Annotated in this window: 15 protein-coding genes; 14 read left to right on the forward strand and 1 reads right to left on the reverse strand. The window is 63.0% G+C overall.

The annotated features are described in order from the left end of the window. Positions 1–179: 179 nt before the first annotated feature. A complete protein-coding gene (locus J2848_RS12530) occupies positions 180–2,105 on the reverse strand; it encodes a propionyl-CoA synthetase (protein ID WP_149231351.1) in 1,926 nt (641 codons plus the stop codon). 600 nt (positions 2,106–2,705) lie between these two features. Between J2848_RS12530 and J2848_RS12535 the strand changes: the two genes are divergently transcribed. The 14 genes from J2848_RS12535 (at position 2,706) to urtE (ending at position 18,279) form a co-directional block, all read left to right on the forward strand. Next, entirely contained in the window at positions 2,706–3,968 is a 1,263-nt protein-coding gene (locus J2848_RS12535) for a CaiB/BaiF CoA transferase family protein (protein WP_149231352.1), read from the forward strand. Between the two features lie 28 nt (positions 3,969–3,996). Further along, positions 3,997–4,866, forward strand: coding sequence for an enoyl-CoA hydratase-related protein (locus tag J2848_RS12540; RefSeq protein WP_149231353.1), 870 nt, complete (start codon positions 3,997–3,999; stop codon positions 4,864–4,866). A 104-nt stretch (positions 4,867–4,970) separates the two neighbouring features. Beyond that, the gene (locus tag J2848_RS12545; RefSeq protein WP_149231354.1) at positions 4,971–6,506 is read left to right on the forward strand and encodes a CoA-acylating methylmalonate-semialdehyde dehydrogenase; all 1,536 of its coding nucleotides are present in this window, start codon (positions 4,971–4,973) and stop codon (positions 6,504–6,506) included. Between the two features lie 96 nt (positions 6,507–6,602). Next, positions 6,603–8,279 (forward strand): GMC family oxidoreductase, encoded by a 1,677-nt coding sequence (locus J2848_RS12550; RefSeq protein WP_211103102.1) that lies wholly within the window; start codon positions 6,603–6,605, stop codon positions 8,277–8,279. Next, positions 8,276–9,280: an acrylyl-CoA reductase (NADPH) gene (acuI, locus tag J2848_RS12555; RefSeq protein WP_412505491.1), complete on the forward strand. Its 1,005-nt coding sequence runs from the start codon at positions 8,276–8,278 to the stop codon at positions 9,278–9,280. The genes J2848_RS12550 and acuI overlap by 4 nt, the downstream gene beginning before the upstream one ends. A 211-nt stretch (positions 9,281–9,491) precedes the next feature. Further along, positions 9,492–10,934: an amidase gene (locus tag J2848_RS12560; RefSeq protein WP_149231355.1), complete on the forward strand. Its 1,443-nt coding sequence runs from the start codon at positions 9,492–9,494 to the stop codon at positions 10,932–10,934. A 96-nt stretch (positions 10,935–11,030) separates the two neighbouring features. After that, on the forward strand, positions 11,031–11,285 hold the full coding sequence (locus J2848_RS12565) for a hypothetical protein (protein WP_149231356.1): 255 nt from the start codon (positions 11,031–11,033) through the stop codon (positions 11,283–11,285). A 6-nt stretch (positions 11,286–11,291) separates the two neighbouring features. Then, positions 11,292–12,461 carry a transporter substrate-binding domain-containing protein gene (locus J2848_RS12570; RefSeq protein ID WP_149231357.1) on the forward strand — a complete coding sequence of 390 codons (1,170 nt, stop codon included), beginning with the start codon at positions 11,292–11,294 and terminating at the stop codon, positions 12,459–12,461. Positions 12,462–12,494: 33 nt separating this feature from the next. Further along, positions 12,495–13,100 carry an ANTAR domain-containing response regulator gene (locus J2848_RS12575; RefSeq protein WP_149231358.1) on the forward strand — a complete coding sequence of 202 codons (606 nt, stop codon included), beginning with the start codon at positions 12,495–12,497 and terminating at the stop codon, positions 13,098–13,100. 365 nt (positions 13,101–13,465) lie between these two features. After that, complete coding sequence (locus tag J2848_RS12580) at positions 13,466–14,713, forward strand: transporter substrate-binding domain-containing protein (protein WP_149231359.1); 1,248 nt, start codon at positions 13,466–13,468, stop codon at positions 14,711–14,713. A 57-nt stretch (positions 14,714–14,770) separates the two neighbouring features. Further along, complete coding sequence (urtB, locus tag J2848_RS12585) at positions 14,771–15,640, forward strand: urea ABC transporter permease subunit UrtB (protein WP_149231360.1); 870 nt, start codon at positions 14,771–14,773, stop codon at positions 15,638–15,640. A gap of 10 nt (positions 15,641–15,650) precedes the next feature. Then, on the forward strand, positions 15,651–16,829 hold the full coding sequence (gene urtC, locus J2848_RS12590) for an urea ABC transporter permease subunit UrtC (protein ID WP_253568644.1): 1,179 nt from the start codon (positions 15,651–15,653) through the stop codon (positions 16,827–16,829). A 12-nt stretch (positions 16,830–16,841) separates the two neighbouring features. After that, the gene (urtD, locus tag J2848_RS12595; protein ID WP_149231361.1) at positions 16,842–17,591 is read left to right on the forward strand and encodes an urea ABC transporter ATP-binding protein UrtD; all 750 of its coding nucleotides are present in this window, start codon (positions 16,842–16,844) and stop codon (positions 17,589–17,591) included. After that, positions 17,584–18,279, forward strand: a complete 696-nt coding sequence (gene urtE, locus J2848_RS12600) for an urea ABC transporter ATP-binding subunit UrtE (protein ID WP_149231362.1) — start codon at positions 17,584–17,586, stop codon at positions 18,277–18,279. The genes urtD and urtE overlap by 8 nt, the downstream gene beginning before the upstream one ends. Positions 18,280–18,364 lie beyond the last annotated feature (85 nt).

Raw genomic sequence — 18,364 nt, forward strand, 5'->3', positions numbered from 1 at the left:
CTTATTGTGATTGAGAGTAGGGAATCTTTTCCAAAGCATCAGCGGCAGAACTCCGTAGCGTTGTATCAACTGACAATAGGTCTATCGGACAACCTTGGCAGAAAGTAGGAAACACCAAAGAGTTTGGGCGGTTCGCAACTCTTGCAAGATGGTATCTGAAGCAGGTTTGGCTATATCGATCACCGCTTGGCGATCTCTCCACCGGCGTAGCCGAGCGTCTTCAGGGCGTCGGCAATCTCCGGCAGGATGCCGGGATCGTCGATGGTCGCCGGCATCTTGTAGTCCTGGCTGTCGGCGATCTTCTGCATGGTGCCGCGCAGGATCTTGCCGGAGCGGGTCTTCGGCAGGCGGTCGACCACCAGCGCGCGCTTGAAATCGGCGACGGGGCCGATCTGCTCGCGCACCAGCTGGACCACCTCCTTGACGATCTCCTCATGCGGACGGGTGACGCCGGCCTTCAGGCAGACGAAGCCGAGCGGCACCTGACCCTTCAAATCGTCGGCCACACCGATCACCGCGCATTCGGCGACGTCCTTGTGGCTCGACAGCGCCTCTTCCATGGCGCCGGTGGACAGGCGGTGGCCGGCGACGTTGATGATGTCGTCGGTGCGGGCCATGACATAGACATAGCCGTCATCGTCGATGAAGCCGGCGTCACCGGTCTGGTAATAGCCAGGGTAGTCGGCGAGGTAGGACTTCCTGTAGCGCTCGTCGGCGTTCCACAGCGTCGGCAGCGTGCCCGGAGGCAGCGGCAGCTTGACGCAGATGGCGCCGATATCGCCGCGCGGAACCTCCTTCAGCTCGGCGTTCAGCACCCGCACGTCCCAGCCCGGCATCGGGCGGGTGGCGGAGCCGTACTTGATGGGGAACAGGTGGACACCCAGCGGGTTGCCGGAAATCGCCCAGCCGGTCTCCGTCTGCCACCAGTGGTCAATCACCGGGACGTTCAGATTGTCCTCGGCCCAATGCAGCGTATCGGGGTCCGACCGCTCGCCGGCCAGGAACAGGGCACGGAAGTGCGACAGGTCGTATTTCTTCAGGTAATTGGCGTCCGGATCCTCGCGCTTGATGGCGCGGAAGGCGGTCGGGGCGGTGAACAGCGTGCCGACCTTGTGCTGCTCGATCACGCGCCAGAAGGTGCCCGGATCGGGGGTGCCGACCGGCTTGCCTTCGAAGACAACGGTGGTGCAGCCGGTCAGCAGCGGCGCATAGACGATGTAGGAGTGACCGACGACCCAGCCCACGTCCGATGCTGCCCAATACACCTCGCCCGGCTTGACGTTGTAGATGTTGGCCATGGTCCAGCGCAGAGCCACCGCATGGCCGCCATTGTCGCGCACCACGCCCTTGGGCTGACCGGTCGTGCCGGAGGTGTAGAGGATGTAGAGCGGGTCGGTCGCCTTGACCGGCACGCACTCCGCCGGTTCGGCCTTCGCGACCGCCTCGGCCCAATCGATGTCGCGGCCGGCGATCAGCGTCGCCGTTTCCTGCGGGCGCTGCCAGACGATGACGCTGGTGGGCTTGTGCGACGACTGTTCGATGGCGGCGTCCAGCATCGGCTTGTACTTGACGACGCGGTTCGGCTCGATGCCGCAGGAGGCCGAGACGATGGCCTTCGGCTTGGCGTCGTCGATGCGGGTCGCCAGCTCATGCGGGGCGAAGCCGCCGAACACCACCGAATGCACGGCACCCAGACGGGCGCAGGCCAGCATGGCGACCAGCGACTGCGGGATCATCGGCATATAGAGAAGGACCCGGTCGCCCTTCTCGACACCCTGGGCGCGCAACGCCCCGGCGAAGCGGGCGACCTGATCCTGCAACTCGGCATAGGTGATGGTCTGGACGGTCTGGGTGACCGGGCTGTCATAGATGATCGCCGCCTGGGCACCACGCCCGCCTTCCACATGGCGGTCCACCGCGTTGTAACAGGTGTTCAGCTCCCCGCCGGTGAACCAGCGGTAGAAGGGCGCGTTGCTGTCGTCCAGCACCTTGTCCCACGGCTTGAACCAGGAGATGTCCTTCGCCGCCTCGCCCCAGAACCCCGCGGGGTCCGACAGGGAACGGGAGAAAAGCAAATCGTAGCTGGAGGCCGCATTCAGACTCATTGGATTTCCCCCACATTTATATATGCGCGAAAGGCGGTTCGAGCGATGTTTGGATCAAAAAACCAACACCAATCAATATAATTGAGATAATATACAATATTTTCGCGATTAAATTATCATATTATATATTACCGACACGCAAAAATTTCCAGACTAATGCATAATTTTCTGAATTTCTGTGAGTGAATATAACATTTCTTCTATGTTTATATTAGGTCGGGCTGGCCGGCGCCAGTTACAGGAATTCGGAACGACGTGTATGGCAGTTCCTGCTCTGTGATTGGTGAGCCTGATAGCTCCACTTGACGTCGCAAGCTGCATGACGATGTCATATTTGTCAAACAAATATTATTTTTTTTCAGGGTATCATTGGTGAGCAGTGTTGAGGTGGCGTTCAAGCGTGGTGGGTCCTCGCTATTGATGCGTTCGGTTCACCCTACATGGGGCGCCTGGCTCGGGCTCACAGGTGGCCAGAGAAAAAACTATCATATATAGGTTTGACAAATATCATTATGGCGACCAAGGTATGGCAGCGACGACGCCCTGACCCCACCAAAGACAGGTCCACACTTGGTGATCGCCGCAAACAGGAGGACAAACATGGGCGACGAAAGGAAATCCGTTGCACGACAAGGCCCCTTGTCCGGCATCACGGTTCTTGATTTTTCCCGCGTTCTGGCTGGACCCTATTGCACGATGGTCCTGGCCGACCTTGGTGCACGTGTCATCAAGGTCGAGAAGTTTGGCACCGGCGACGATACGCGGGCCTTCGGCCCCTTTGTCGGCTCGGAGTCCGCCTATTTTATGTGCTTTAATCGGCATAAGGAAAGCATCGTCCTCGACGTCAAGTCGCCACGTGATCGGGAACTGCTGGAGTGCCTACTCGACACCTGTGACGTGGTTGTCGAGAATTTCAGGCCGGGCGTCATGGATCGCTTGGGCTACGGACCTGAGCGTTTGGCGAAGACACACCCACACATCATCTATGCATCGATTTCGGGCTTCGGCCATTCCGGGCCGATGACCGACCTCCCAGGATACGACATGGTCGTTCAGGCGATGGGAGGCGTCATGAGCCTTACCGGTTGGCCCGGTGGACCGCCGGCTCGCGTTGGTACGAGCTTCGGCGATCTCGGGGCTGCCCTGTTCGCGGCGGTTGGGATCGTTTCCGCCCTATTCAGTCGCACGCGGGACGCGCAGGGAACGCGCGTCGACATCGGCATGCTCGACTGTCAGGCGGCTCTGATGGAAACAGCGCTCGCACGGTACGATGTTGAAGGCAGGATCCCGACGCGCACGGGCGACAGCCATCCATCCTTAGCCCCTTTCGAGACGTTCGCGGCTAGCGACGAGCGCTTCGTCATTGCAGCCGGTAACGATACGCTCTTCATGCTCATGGCCGATGCGTTGGACAGTCCCCGCCTGGCACTCGATCCACGTTTCGTGACCAACGATTTGCGTGTGCATAACCGCGCCGCACTTGTAGAAGCGATAGAGGCGGTGACGCGTACGATGCCCGTCACGCACTGGATTGACCGGCTTAACGAGGCTGGTGTGCCCTGCGCGCCCATCAACACCATCGACCGTCTGTTCTCTCACCCGCAGCTCCTTTCTCGCAACATGGTCATCCAGGTGCAAGGGCAAGGGGATCGCGCGGTGCGCACTGCCGGCAATCCGATAAAGATGGGTGGCTATGCCGACTTCGATCCTGCCGTTCCACTGCGTGCGCCGGCGCTGAACCAACACCGGGAAGCCATTCTCCACGAGCTTATGGCTGGAGTCGGTGCCTATGCGGTGGCTCCCGTCGGTGGGGAGCAAGCTGGGCCGAAGTCGCCCGTGTCCGTCGATACCCAGGCCGCCTAGATGCCACTTCGCCTCAGGAGCAAGAGACATGAGCGCCAACCTCACGCCGGTCCGTAGAACCACCCGTCAAACTGCTACGACCGAACTCGAGCAGGATACCTCAACCGCTCAGACGCCGTCCGACGATACGCGCTCAACCATCCTCGTGGAGCGCCGCGAACGTGTCGGACTGATCACGCTAAACCGTCCCAAGAGCCTTAACGCCCTGAATCGCAGGCTAGCGGCCGAGGTGCTCGCCGCGCTCCACGAATTCGACGCCGACGATCGCATCGGCGCCATAGTGATCACCGGCAGCATGCGGGCCTTTGCGGCCGGGGCGGACATCGCCGAAATGGTAGACAAGACGTTCGTCGAGCTCAACGCTGACGACATTCTCTCCGATTGGGATCAGGTCCGCTTCATTAAAAAGCCGATCATCGCCGCTGTTGGCGGCTACGCTCTCGGGGGCGGTTGCGAGTTGGCGTTGTTGTGCGACTTCATCGTGGCGTCGGAGGACGCGCAGTTCGGCCAACCGGAAATCAAACTTGGCATCCTCCCCGGCATCGGCGGCTCGCAGCGGCTCACCCACTCCGCGGGCAAGGCGCTGGCTATGGATTTGGTCCTCACCGGACGGACGATCGGGGCGACCGAAGCTAAGGCGGCCGGCATCGTCGCGCGGGTCGTCCCAGCCGGCGACCTTCTCCAGACAGCCCTGGAGGCTGCGCACACCATTGCTGGGTACAATGCTCCCGCCGTCCGCATGGCCAAGGAGGCGGTAAATCGGGCCTTCGAAGCCAGTCTAGCAGAGGGCTTGATGCACGAGCGGCGCCTTTTCCAGGCAGCCTTCGCGACGGAGGGCCAGAAAGAGGGCATGCACGCCTTTCTGGCGAAACGCGCACCGGTCTTCCGCAACCGCTAACCCCCTGCTGGCGTGCCGCCAGCCATCGATTCTGTCATCCGCACGGCGCCCGTTTGCGGCGCGGGGCGTCGCATGACCACAATTCACGATGAGGACCAGAACCAATGGACAGCATCCTGCACCCTGTCGACGACCGGCCGGGACTTCGCCGCCTCGGCCATTTCATCGACGGCGCCATCGTTCCCGGAACGTCCGGCCGTACCGCCGAGGTCTTCAATCCCGCCACCGGCGAGCGCGTCGCCACCGTCGCCCTTGCCTCCGTTGGCGATGTCGATTCTGCCGTCGCCGCTGCAAGGACTGCCTTGCCGCAATGGGCAGCGACCACCCCCATCCGGCGGTCGCGCATCCTGTTCCGCTTCCGCGACCTGCTTGAGCGCAACATCGACCGTTTGGCAGCCCGCATCACCGAAGAACATGGCAAGGTCCTCTCGGACGCCAAGGGCGAACTCGTCCGAGGCCTCGAGGTGGTTGAGTACGTGACCGGCATTCCCGGCCTGCTCAAAGGTGAAGTCTCCGAGGATGCCGGCACTGGCATCGACACCTATTCGATCCGTCAGCCGGTCGGCATCTGCGCCGGCATCTCGCCGTTCAATTTCCCGGCGATGGTGCCGATGTGGATGTTCCCGGTCGCGCTGGCATGCGGCAACACGTTCGTGATGAAGCCCAGCGAGCGTGATCCGTCCCTGTGCCTGGAGTTGGCGGCGTTGCTCAAGGAGGCCGGGCTGCCCGATGGTGTGTTCAACGTCGTCAACGGCGGCAAGGAGGCGGTCGATGCGCTGCTCGACCATCCAGACGTGGCTGCGGTCAGCTTCGTCGGATCGACGCCAATTGCCCAGTATGTCTACGCGCGTGGCACTGCAAGCGGTAAGCGCGTGCAGGCGCTCGGTGGGGCTAAGAACCACATGGTGGTTATGCCCGACGCCAACGTCGACCAAGCCGTTGATGCGCTTATGGGCGCGGCCTACGGTTCAGCCGGCGAACGCTGTATGGCGATTTCGGTAGCCGTGGCGGTCGGCGACGCGGTGGGCGACCGCCTGGTGGCCGAGCTTGCACGACGGATCACCACCCTCAAGGTCGCGCCCGGAACGGATCCCGCGGCTGAAATGGGTCCCCTGATCACCCGCGAGCACAGAGACAAGGTTCGCGGCTACATCGATTCCGGGATTGAAGATGGCGCCGATCTGGTGGTGGACGGTCGTGTTCTTGCGGTCCCAGGGCATGAGCGGGGCTTCTTCTTGGGCGCTACCCTCTTCGACCGCGTAAATCCAAAAATGCGGATCTACAAGGAGGAGATCTTCGGCCCTGTGCTAGCGGTGGTGCGCGTCGCCAACTTTGAGGAGGCGCTGCGCTTGGTAAATGAGCACGAGTTCGGGAACGGCACCGCCGTGTTTACGCGCGATGGCCGCGTCGGTCGGGCCTTCGCCAATCGCGTCCAAGCTGGCATGATCGGCATCAACGTGCCCATCCCAGTGCCTGTGGCCTACCATTCCTTTGGCGGATGGAAGCGTTCGCTGTTCGGCGACCATCATGTCCATGGCCCGGAGGGCATCCGCTTCTACACAAGGCTCAAAGCGGTGACGACCCGTTGGCCAGACGATGAGCGCGTCACATCGCAGTTCGTCATGCCGACGCTTTCGTAGCAGCCGTACTGCCGGGACGCCGCTGGCGCGGGTACAGAAATCGCACCTGCGTCCGCGCTCCACACCAGCTCCACCAAGCATCCCCGGAAGGCAGCCATGCGGCCCAAAAGCGTGACCGAGTTTGGTTCGTTCGATTTCATCATCGTCGGGGCAGGCAGCGCAGGATGCGTGCTCGCCAACCGTCTGAGCGCCGATCCGGCGCACCGCGTGCTCCTCCTCGAGGCGGGAGGCCAGGACGACTACATGTGGATCCATGTGCCTGTCGGCTATCTCTACTGCATGGGTAACCCGCGCACGGATTGGGGTTTCCGGACAGAGGGAGAGCCAAGTTTGAATGGCCGCGCCCTGAACTATCCGCGAGGGCGCGTGCTGGGAGGCTGCTCCTCAATCAACGGCATGATCTACATGCGGGGGCAGGCACAGGACTATGATGGTTGGCGCGACCTCGGCAACGAGGGATGGGGATGGAACGATGTGCTCCCCTATTTCCGCAAGTCGGAAGACTACCATGCCGGCGCCTGCGAGATGCATGGCTCCGGTGGGGAATGGCGGGTCGAGGAGCAACGCCTCTCGTGGGAGATCCTTGATGCGTTCCGCGATGCGGCGGAAGCAGCCGGCATCCCCAAGGTAGAGGATTTCAACCGGGGAGACAATGAGGGGTCGAGTTATTTCCGCGTCAACCAAAAGCGGGGCTGGCGCTGGAACGCGTCCAAGGCCTTCCTGCGCCCGGCGCTCTCCCGGCCCAACCTCCACGTCCAGACCGGCGCGCAGGTCCGCCGTGTCATCGTCGAGCACGGCCGAGCCGTCGGTGTCGAGTTCGAAATCGCATCGGACGTTTGCATAGCCAGGGCTGGTGAAACGATCCTGTCGGCCGGCGCCGTCAGTTCTCCCGCGATTCTGGAGCTGTCCGGCATCGGACAGGCCGATCGCCTGCGGGATCTCGGGATCCTCGTCAAGCATCACCTGCCGGGGGTCGGTGAGAACCTTCAGGACCACCTGCAGATCCGATGCGCTTACAAGGTCCGCGGCGTGACGACCCTCAATACGCGGGCCAACAGCTGGCTGGGCAAGCTCGGCATTGCCATGGAGTACGCGCTCTTCCGGTCAGGGCCAATGTCGATGGCACCGAGCCAACTCGGCGTGTTCACCCGGTCGGCAGAGCGGTTCTCCACGCCGAACGTCCAATACCATGTCCAGCCGCTGAGCCTTGATCGCTTCGGCGAGCCTCTCCATCCATTTCCGGCCTTCACCGCCAGCGTCTGTAACCTGCGCCCGGAAAGCCGCGGATCGATCCACATCCGATCGCCGGATCCGCGGACGGCACCCTCGATCCGTCCCAACTATCTCTCGACGGAGGGGGACCGGCTGGTCGCGGCGGAATCCATACGGCTGACCCGCCGAATCGTTGCCCAAGCTCCCCTCCAGCGTTATGCGCCGGAGGAGTTCAAGCCGGGGCCGGACTATCAAACGGACGCGGATCTCGCCCGTGCCGCGGGCGATATCGCCACAACGATCTTTCACCCGGTCGGCACCGCTCGTATGGGTCTGGACGATATGGCAGTCGTCGATCCCGAGCTTCGAGTGCGCGGCATAGAGGGCCTACGCGTCATCGATGCATCGGTAATGCCGACCATCACCTCGGGCAACACCAACTCGCCCACCATAATGATCGCGGAAAAGGGGGCTGACGCCATCCTGCATGGACGCAGGGCTAGCGGGTCGGTGAGCCGACTCTCTCTCCGTCCAACCATCCACCACGAACCAACCGCATGAGCAGGACCATGAGCCATACATTTCAAGCCATCTGCGTTTCAAAGCCTGAGGGCGGCGATCAAACCGTCCAATTTGTTTCTCTTTGTGACGACGACCTTATGGACGGCGACGTGACTGTTGCCGTCGAACATTCCACCGTCAATTACAAGGACGGGTTGGCGGTGTCCGGTGCGTCGCCCATCCTGCGGCGCTTCCCAATGATCCCCGGGATCGACTTCGCCGGGCGCGTGATCCGCTCGGACGATCAGCGTTTCTCGCCGGGCGACCGGGTGGTGCTCAACGGATTTGGTGTTGGGGAAGTTCACTTCGGGGGCTTCGCCCAGCGAGCGCGCGTGAAGGGCGACTGGCTGCTGAGGCTGCCGGACGGAGTGACCACCGCTCAGGCTATGGGGATTGGAACTGCCGGATACACCGCAGCGCTGTGCGTTATGGCGCTTGAACGCGGTGGAATCGTACCCGATCACGGCGATGTCCTGGTGACGGGGGCCGCTGGGGGTGTCGGCAGCGTTGCGATCGCGCTGCTCGACAAGCTCGGATACCGCGTGATTGCGGCGTCGCGTAGAGCCGCCGAGGAGGAGAGCTATCTGCGCATGCTTGGGGCGGCCGACATAATCGACACGCGAGACCTTGCTGTTTCCGGCCGCCCTTTGATGAAAGAGCGTTGGGCCGCTGCCGTGGATTCGGTCGGCAGTTGGACGCTCGCCAATGTCGTGGCTGGCACGCGTTATGGTGGGGTCGTCGCTGCATGCGGGTTGGCTCAAGGCGCGGATTTGCCTTTGACTGTGATGCCCTTCATCCTACGGGGCGTTACCTTGGCAGGTGTGGATTCCGTCATGGCGCCGCGGCAGCGGCGGGAAGAGGCGTGGGCTCGCCTGGCCAGGGATCTGGACCTTACCCGGCTTGATAGGATGACCAGCCACATCGGGCTTGATGACGTGCCACGCATCGCCGCTGAAATCCTGGCGGGAAAGGTGAGGGGGAGGGTGGTCGTCGACCTGTGACGCTGGCGGTGTGTGATGCAAGGAGACGCGCTCCGGACTTTTTGTAGACGATTTGCCATCCATGCAATCCGAAGGTCCTTGACATAGATACCGATTGGTATCGTAAGATACTGCATGGTTCCATACGGCACTAACTAGTATCTTAAACCGGCCATTGTCGTTCGGCGTCGCACACCCTGGCCCCATGCGAAGGGAAGTGGAGGAGCATCCAATGAACTTGTCGGATTACACGAGGCATGACGCACTGGGGCTGGCGGCTCTCATCGCGAACAAGGAGGTGAGCGCCGCGGAGGTGTCAGCGGCCGCTCTCCAGGCCATCGAGCTGGTCAACCCGACCGTGAACGCGGTGGTGGAGAGTTGGAGCGACGAAACACCGCGTGGCGGCAGCCAGACTCCCCCCTTCTTCGGAGTGCCGTTTCTGATAAAGGATCTGGCGGTCAGCATGGAGGGGCGGCGTAACGAACTGGGCAGCCGGCTGGCCGAAGCCATTGTCGCACCGTTTGATTCATCCCTGATGAGCCGATTCCGCGACGCCGGTTTGGTGACACTCGGCCGGACGTCGACGCCGGAATTTGCGATCAGCACCACCACCGAGCCTGTGGCCACCGGCCCTACTCGCAATCCCTGGGATCCCAGCCGCAGCGCGGGCGGATCAAGCGGCGGAGCCGGGGCGGCTGTCGCTTCTGGCATGGTGCCGGTAGCCCATGCCACCGATGGCGGCGGTTCGATCCGTGTGCCGGCCGCAAGCGTCGGCGTCTTCGGTCTGAAGCCGACCCGCGGCCGGGTAACGAACGGCCCTGCCGTGGACGAGGTATGGAGCGGACTGGCGGTTCAGTTCGCTGTCAGCCGCACTGTCCGTGACAGCGCCGCGCTGTTGGATGCCGTTCACGGGGGGGACGTCGGAGAACCCTATTACATCACTCCACCGGAGCGGCCGTACCTGTCCGAAGTGGGGCGTGATCCCGGCAGGCTGAAGATTGGCCTCCTGCTTCACCCTCTCAACGGCAGCAAAACTGCGGGCGGCGTCGCCGCGGCGACCAGCCGGACGGCGCGTCTGTGTGAAAGACTTGGGCATCATGTGGACGAAGTCACCCTCGACATCGGGGTGAGCTGGGACGGCTTCGTCCATGCCAACGCGCAGTTCTGGACCGCCAATACGGCGGCCTGGATGGAGTTCATCGCGTCGGTCTCCGGCCGCACCATCAATCCCTCGATCCTCGAACCGGCTACGCTGGCGGTCTACGCGTCGGGCCAAAAGGTGACCGGTCTTGATTTCCTCGGGGCGCTGAATGTTCGCAACACCGTCACACGGCACATCGGGCGGTTCTTTACACAATATGATGTTCTGCTAACCCCAACCGTTCCTGACCTGCCGCCGGCGATCGGCGAGTATAACCAGGGACAGGAGACGCTCGACGGATTGCAGTGGGTCGACCGCGTGTTCCGCCGCTCCCCGTTCACTGCGCTCGCCAATGTCGCAGGCCTGCCTGCGATGTCCATGCCGTTGTTCACGGACACCGACAGCGGCCTGCCAGTCGGGGCCCAGTTCGTAGCCGGATTTGGACGCGAGGATCTGCTGTTCCGCCTGGCCAGCCAGCTTGAAGCAGCGGTGCCGTGGATCGAGCGCAAACCGGCGGTCTGGGCGGGGAACTGACCAGAACATTCGGCCGGCAGGCTGACCACCATCCGGCGGCGTCGCGGCTTGGCTGCGATGCCGTCGGATCATGAGGCACGCCGTAGGAGATGTTGCATGTCGACCGACAGCAACCTTGAAAAATCTTTCACGCTGCTCGATAGGGCGGCGGCGCTTCTCGGGAACCTCGCCGCAGCCTGCGGCATGTCCATGACCAGTCTGGACAGCTTGGCGCGCAAAATGCCGGCCCTGGAAACCGCGATTATGCGTGGTGTGATTACGCGTGGTGTCAGGGGCGCCCGCATCGACGCCATGGCATCGACCCCATCTGCGCAGGTCCCGTCGAGCGGCCTGCCTCAAGCGGGGGAATGAGCGCGCATGCGGCGAGGCGGAAGTTCCGAGCTGACCTGGCGGATCGGTCTCCTGTTCTCACAGTCGGGGGTGACTGCCGACATCGAACGGACCCAGTTGCACGGCACCCTTCTGGCGATCGAAGAGATCAATGCTGCCGGCGGAGTAGGCGGCCGTCCGATCGAACCAATTGCGTTCGACCCCGCATCCGACCCGGCGCGCTTTCGCGCTCTGGCCGGGCGCCTGCTTAACGAGGAGCAGGTCGAGGTGATCGCCGGCTGCTATATGTCGAGCTCGCGTAAAGCGGTGTTGCCGCTGCTCGAGAGGCGCAACGGCCTGCTGTTGTACCCAACGCTCTATGAGGGCTTCGAATGCTCGCGCAATGCCATCTACACCGGCGCCGCGCCGAACCAGAGTGGCCGCCAACTCGTTGAATATCTGGTCGAGCACTATGGAGCGCGTGTCTACATGGTCGGTTCGGACTATATTTTTCCGCACGAGGCAAACCGCAATATGCGGGACCTGATTGCCAAGCGTGCAGGGCAAATACTGGCCGAGAAGTACGTGCCGCTCGACGCGTCGCTTGACGACTTCACCACGATCATGCGTGACATTCACCGCAAGCAGCCAGACGTCGTTTTCTCTACTGTGGTCGGGCAGGCGACGGCGCATCTCTATCATGCCTATGCCGAGGCGGGCTTCGACCCAGGCCGGATGCCGATCGCCAGCCTGACCACCACCGAAGTCGAGATCGACGCAATGGGCGTAGCTTCGGCGGTCGGGCATCTGACTGCGGCTCCTTATTTCGAATCCCTCGATGGCGAGGCCAACCGGCGCTTCACGGCCAGTTATCGCCATCGATTCGGTGGGGGTGAGAGAACGAACGCTTCCTGCGAGGCTGCATATTTCCAGATGCATCTCCTGGCGCAGGCTCTGCTGCGCACCGGATGCATGGACACCGAGCGCATCCGCGCGGCGCTGCTTGGACTGGAGTACGACGCCCCGCAGGGGAGGGTGCGCATCGATCCCGACAATCACCACACCTACCTATGGCCGCGTGTTGGACGTGTGGGCGCCGATGGACGTTTTGAAATCGTGGCTTCGGCCGACGTTCCGGTCAAACCTGACCCCTATAGGGTCGATCACGACGTGAGCGGCGCCATGGAAAAGCCGAATCCCTGGCCGGCGGAGGCCTGATATGACGCGGCCGCGCACCGGAGCGCACAACGCATGACCATCGATCTGCTCCGCGACATCCGCAACTTCCGCGTGGCGGTGGTCCACCCCAAGGACACGGAGATGGACGAGTTGCTGCGCCAGCTGCTGCGCATCGGGTGCGAGGTATCTGTCCACTGGCCGCCCCCGCAGGAACGCCTCACCGGTGTGGATCTGATCTTCCTCGACATGACCAAGCTCCTTTCCGAACAGGGAAAGCTTTCCTGGTCGGTGGACGCAGACGGCCCTCCCATCATCGCGTTGCTCGACTATGAGAGCCCGACTGTGCTGGAAGCTCTCGTCGAGCATGGCGCACGCGGCTTCGTGGGCAAACCGGTGCGCCCGTTCGGTCTACTCACCACCATGTTTCTGGCTCATCATGCGGCAGCCGGCGCGCACAGAATGCAGCGCCGCCTGGCCAAAGCCGAGCGGCGGCTCGACGGGCTGAAGAAGGTTGCCAAAGCCAAGGCAATCCTGATGGACAGCCGTCGAATCAGCGAGGACGAAGCATATCGCCTGTTGCGGGAGCGGGCCATGGCGCGTCGCACCACCATCGAAGCCGTCGCCTCCGCAGTTATAGACGCGAGTGAGATTCTCTCCAGAGAAAGTCGATACCCTTGACGGAAATCTGTTGACCGCATGTCAGTTATGCGATCATATTACAAGTACAGATGAAGTTTGCTTGATCCCGTCAGTGTCGCCGGGCTTACAAGCTGGCAATGAAGCCCCGTAATGGTTTGAAAACCAGTACAGGGGCTTTTTTTCTGATTTTCAGAAGACTGTGTGAGTGGCGCGGTATTTGCGCAGCTGCGCGGTCTTGTCTTGAGCCATTCTCTCGACCACCCGCCGATGACGCCGGGTGACGTCGCATGCCAGTGACGGCCCAGCAGGCGATTGTCACGATGGGGCACCTTTCGCACGAAACCTATTGGGGCGTGTGCAAACGAAAGAATCACCACTGAAAGACGCAACGAAAGGAGCGACAGATGACGCTTACCCGACGACACCTCCTGAAATCCGCCGCCATTCTGGGCGCCGCTGGTACGGCGGGAGTGCCGCACATCTGGACCAAGCAATCCGGCTTCGCCTGGGCGGCAAGTAACGAGATCAAGGTCGGCGTGCTGTTCTCGCTGACGGGCACCACGGCGGTCGTCGAAAAGTCGCTGCACAACGCGACCCTGATGGCCATCGACGAGGTCAATAAGTCCGGCGGCATCAATGGGATGCGGGTCGTTCCCGTGATCGAGGACCCGGCCTCCGATCCGGCAACCTTCGCGGAAAAGGCCAACAAGCTGGTACTGAACGACCGCTGCGCCACCGTCTTCGGTTCCTACACCTCCGCGTCGCGCAAGGCGGTGCTGCCGGTGTTCGAGAAGCGCAAGAACCTCTACTGGTATCCGACCCTGTACGAGGGCCGCGAGTGCTCGAAATCCGTCATGTACACTGGCGCAGTGCCTAACCAGCAGCAAAAGGATTTCATTCCTTGGCTGGTGAAAACCTTCGGCAAGAAGTTCTACTTGGTCGGCTCCAACTACATTTATCCGAAGGAAGAGAACAATGTCTGCAAGATCTTGCTGAAGGAGTTGGGCGGCGAGGTCGTCGGCGAGGAGTATGTGCCGCTCGGGCACTCGGAGTTCGGCTCGGTGCTCAACAAGTTCAGGGAAACCAAGCCGGACGTCATCTTCTCCACCGTGGTCGGCGACAGCGTGATCGCGCTGCACAAGCAGTACAAGGCGGCCGGCTTCAATCCCGACACGATGCCGATGGCCAGCCTCACCACCTCCGAGATTGAGATCGCGGCGATGGGAGGTGAATACGCCGCCGGCCACTTTACGTCGGCCCCATACTTCATGGGTCATGAATCGGCGGAGAACGCCGCCTTCATCGAAAATTATCAGCGCCGGTTCGGCAAGGATTCGGTGACGCATTTTGTCTCGGAAGCCGCCTACTTCCAGGTGCACCTGTTCCGGCAGGCCGTGGAGAAGCTCGGGATCGGCGACATCACGCCGACCAACATCCGCGACGCGGCCAGCGGTTTGGAGATCCAGGCGCCGCAGGGCCGGGTCAAGGTCGATGCCGACACCCTGCATTGCTACCTCTGGCCGAAGATCGGTCAGGCCCAGTCCAACGGTCAGTTCAAGGTCATCCAGCAGTCCGCCGACTGGGTGAAACCCGAGCCTTATTGGGCCTATCCAGGCCAGAGCTGCACCAAGGACGGTTTGAAGGGCACCTGAGCGCGCAACGCATGGCGCGAGGCCGCCGGCTCTGCGGCGTCGCCCGAAGGAGGTTCCATGGACATTCTCCTCGGCCAGCTCTTCACCGGCCTCAGCATCGGGTCGGTGCTGCTCCTGGTGGCGCTCGGCCTGGCCATCATCTACGGCACCATGGGCGTCATCAACCTCGCGCATGGCGAATTCGTCATGCTCGGTGCTTACGCCACCTGGTTTCTGCAATCCACGCTCGGCCTGACCCTGCTTCCGTGCCTGCTTGTGGTCTTCCTGATGGTGGCCGCCGCCGGATGGGCCGTCGAGCGCACCATCGTTCGCTTCCTCTACCGGCGTCCCCTCGACACCATCCTCGCCACCTGGGGCATCGGAATCATGCTGCAGCAGGCGGTGCGACTGGCCGCCGGGGCCGACCTGCGCTACGTCCAAACCCCGGATCAGCTCGCAGGCAGCATCGACCTCGCCGGTGTCGCCATCCCCAGCTACCGGCTGTTCATCCTGGCCTTCTCCGCCGCCCTGCTCGGGCTGACCTGGTTCGTCGTGCAGCGCACCGAATTCGGCATGAAGCTGCGCGCGGTGACGCAGAACCGCGAGATGGCAAGCTGCTACGGCATCGACAGCGCCCGTATCTTCACCCTGACCTTCGCGTTCGGATCGGGACTTGCCGGCCTCGCCGGAGCGCTGATCGCACCGATCAAGAGCGTGGCGCCGGATATGGGCACGAACTTCGTCGTCGATGCCTTCATGGTCGTGGTGGTCGGCGGCGTCGGCAGCCTGTTCGGCACCGTAGCCAGTGCGGGCCTGATCGGCGGAGGGACGGCCGGCTTCGCGTTCCTGCTGAACGACACGCTGGCGAAAGCGCTGGTCTTCCTCGGCGTCGTGGTTCTCGTCCGCTTCCGGCCGCAAGGGCTGTTCGCCGCCACGGGACGCCGGTGAGGAGCCTGCCGTGACCAGCCTGCCCGATCGTCACGACCGCCGCGCGGAGCCCGTCCCGCGGCCGGCCATCGCCTGGAGAGTGTCCATGCCGCGCATCACCTCGGCCGCTCAGTTCCTTCCCTACATCCTGTTCTGCGGCGCCATTCTCGCCGTCCCGTCCTTCGTCTCGGATCCCTTTCTTCTCAACAAGTTCGCCCGTTATCTGGCCCTGGGGCTGGCGGCGGCGGCGCTGGCGCTCAGTTGGGGGTATTGCGGCATCCTGAACCTGGGGCAGGGGGTCGGCTTCGGTCTGGGTGCCTATGCGATGGCGATGCACCTGAAGCTGAAGACCAGTCCGGTCCATACTGGATCGGCCGGGCTTCCGGACTTCATGGTGTGGAACAACCTCGACCATCTGCCCTGGTTCTGGCAGCCCTTCCATTCCGGCCTGTTCGCGCTCGCCGCCGCCGTCCTGCTTCCGGCGCTGGTCGCCGCGCTGCTCGGCTGGTTCATGTTCCGGGCGCGCATCGCCGGCGTGTACGTCGCCATCATCACACTGGCGATGCTGGCGGTGACCAACCTGGTGTTCGTCGACCAGCAGGCATACACCGGTGGGCTCAACGGCATCACCGACCTTGCCTGGTTCGAGATGGGCGGCGTCGAGTTCGACCCCTACAGCCCCGCGTTCTATTACCTGTCCGCCGGATCGCTCGCGTTCTTCCTCATGCTGGGAATGGTCTTCACCCGCAGCAAAGCCGGGCTGGTATTGCGGGCGATCCGCGGCGGCACCGACCGGGTGCTGTTCTTCGGGTACGACATGGCCTCCTACCAGTGTCTCGCCTTTTCGCTCTCCGCCGGCATGTCCGGCGTGGCCGGGATGCTCTACGCGATGGTGCTGGAGTTCGCCTCGCCGACATTCATGGGCGTGCCGCTCAGCCTCTCCATGGTGATCTGGGCGGCCGTCGGTGGACGTGGCTCGCTTCTCGGGGCGACGGTGGGCGCCATCCTGGTCAACGGTACCCAGGGCAGCCTGTCGGAAGCCTTCCTGAATAGTTGGCAGCTCATTCTTGGCGCGCTGTTCATCCTCGTCGTGGTCTTCCTGCCCAATGGTCTCGCCGGCTTGGTCCACAACCTCGGTGCGCGGCTGAGCGGCCGGTTGCGGGGAATGGCTGCCGACCGGGCGCCTTCTGCCCTGCTCAACCGCCGCTGAAAGGGAAAAGCCATGGCCTATCTCGAACTGCAGGGGCTTGAGGTCAGCTTTGATGGGTTCAAGGCCGTCAACGGCCTGGACCTGTCGATCGAACGCGGTGAATTGCGCTGCCTGCTGGGTGCGAACGGCGCCGGCAAATCCACAACTCTGGATCTGATCTGCGGCCGAACCCAGCCGACCGGCGGACGCATCCTGCTCGACGGTCGGGACATCACGCAGGATCCGGAATACCGACGGTCGCGGCTGGGTGTCGGCCGCAAGTTCCAGGTTCCCAGCGTGTTCAAGGAGCTGTCCATCCGCGAAAATCTGGAGATCGCGCGCTCCCGGCACCCGGAGCCGTGGCGCACACTGTGCGTCTTCCCAAGCCGCCGACCGAGCCCGCGGGTTGCCGAGGTGGTGGAGATCGTCGGGCTTGAGGACGCGCTCGACACCCAGGCGGCGCATCTGTCGCACGGCCAGACGCAGTGGCTGGAGATTGCCATGCTGCTGGTCCAGGACAGCGCCCTGATACTGATGGATGAGCCGACCGCCGGCATGACCGTCCAGGAAACCGGGAAGACCTCCGCCATCTTCCAGCGGCTGCGCGGCCGGCACACCCTGATCGTGGTCGAGCACGACATGGGGTTCGTCCGCGAGGTCGCCGAGACCATCACCGTGCTGCACCAAGGCCGCCGCCTGTCCGAGGGCCCGATCCAGGCGATCGAGAACGATCCCAAGGTGCGCGAGGCCTATCTGGGCAGCGGAGGCATCTCCCATGCTTGACATGACAGGCGTCACCTCATTCTACGGCAGCAGCCCGGTGCTGCAGAATGTCAGCTTCTCGGTTCCGCGCGGCGCGGTTCTCAGCGTGCTCGGACGCAACGGCGTCGGCAAGACGACGCTGATGCGCACCATCATGGGGCTCACGGATCGGGCGACCGGCACCATCGGCTTGGGCGGCCGCGACATTCGCGCGGAACCGACTCACCGCCGCGCCGAACTCGGCATCGCCTACGTCCCGCAAGGGCGGGGGATCATCGGCCGGTTCAGCATTCGCGAGAATATTCTGATGGGCAGTTTCGCCCGCCCGGATGGCAAGCGCGTCATCCCGCCCCTCGTGTTCGAGCTGTTCCCCTACCTGGGGGACAATCTCAACCGCCGTGGCGGCGACCTGTCCGGCGGGCAGCAGCAGCAACTTGCCATCGCGCGCGCCCTGGCCGCCGATCCGTCCGTCCTGCTGCTCGATGAACCGACCGAGGGCATCCAACCCAACATCGTCGAGCAGATCGAGAACATCATCGTCGCCCTCAACCGCGAACACGGGCTGACGATCGTCCTGGTCGAACAGAACGTGCGCTTCGCCCGTCGGGCATCGCAGCACTTCCTGATGCTCGATAAGGGGCGCGTGGCCGCCCAAGGCGACACCGCCCTTCTCACGGACGAACTGGTGCACCGTCACATGATGGTGTGACCGGCGCCACCTCCACAGCAGTCCACCCCCGCGTTCCCCTCACCGGCACATCTGGTCCGTGCCGGACCAAACCCGATCAAGAACT

This window comes from Azospirillum lipoferum (assembly GCF_024170005.1).
Taxonomy (GTDB): domain Bacteria; phylum Pseudomonadota; class Alphaproteobacteria; order Azospirillales; family Azospirillaceae; genus Azospirillum; species Azospirillum lipoferum.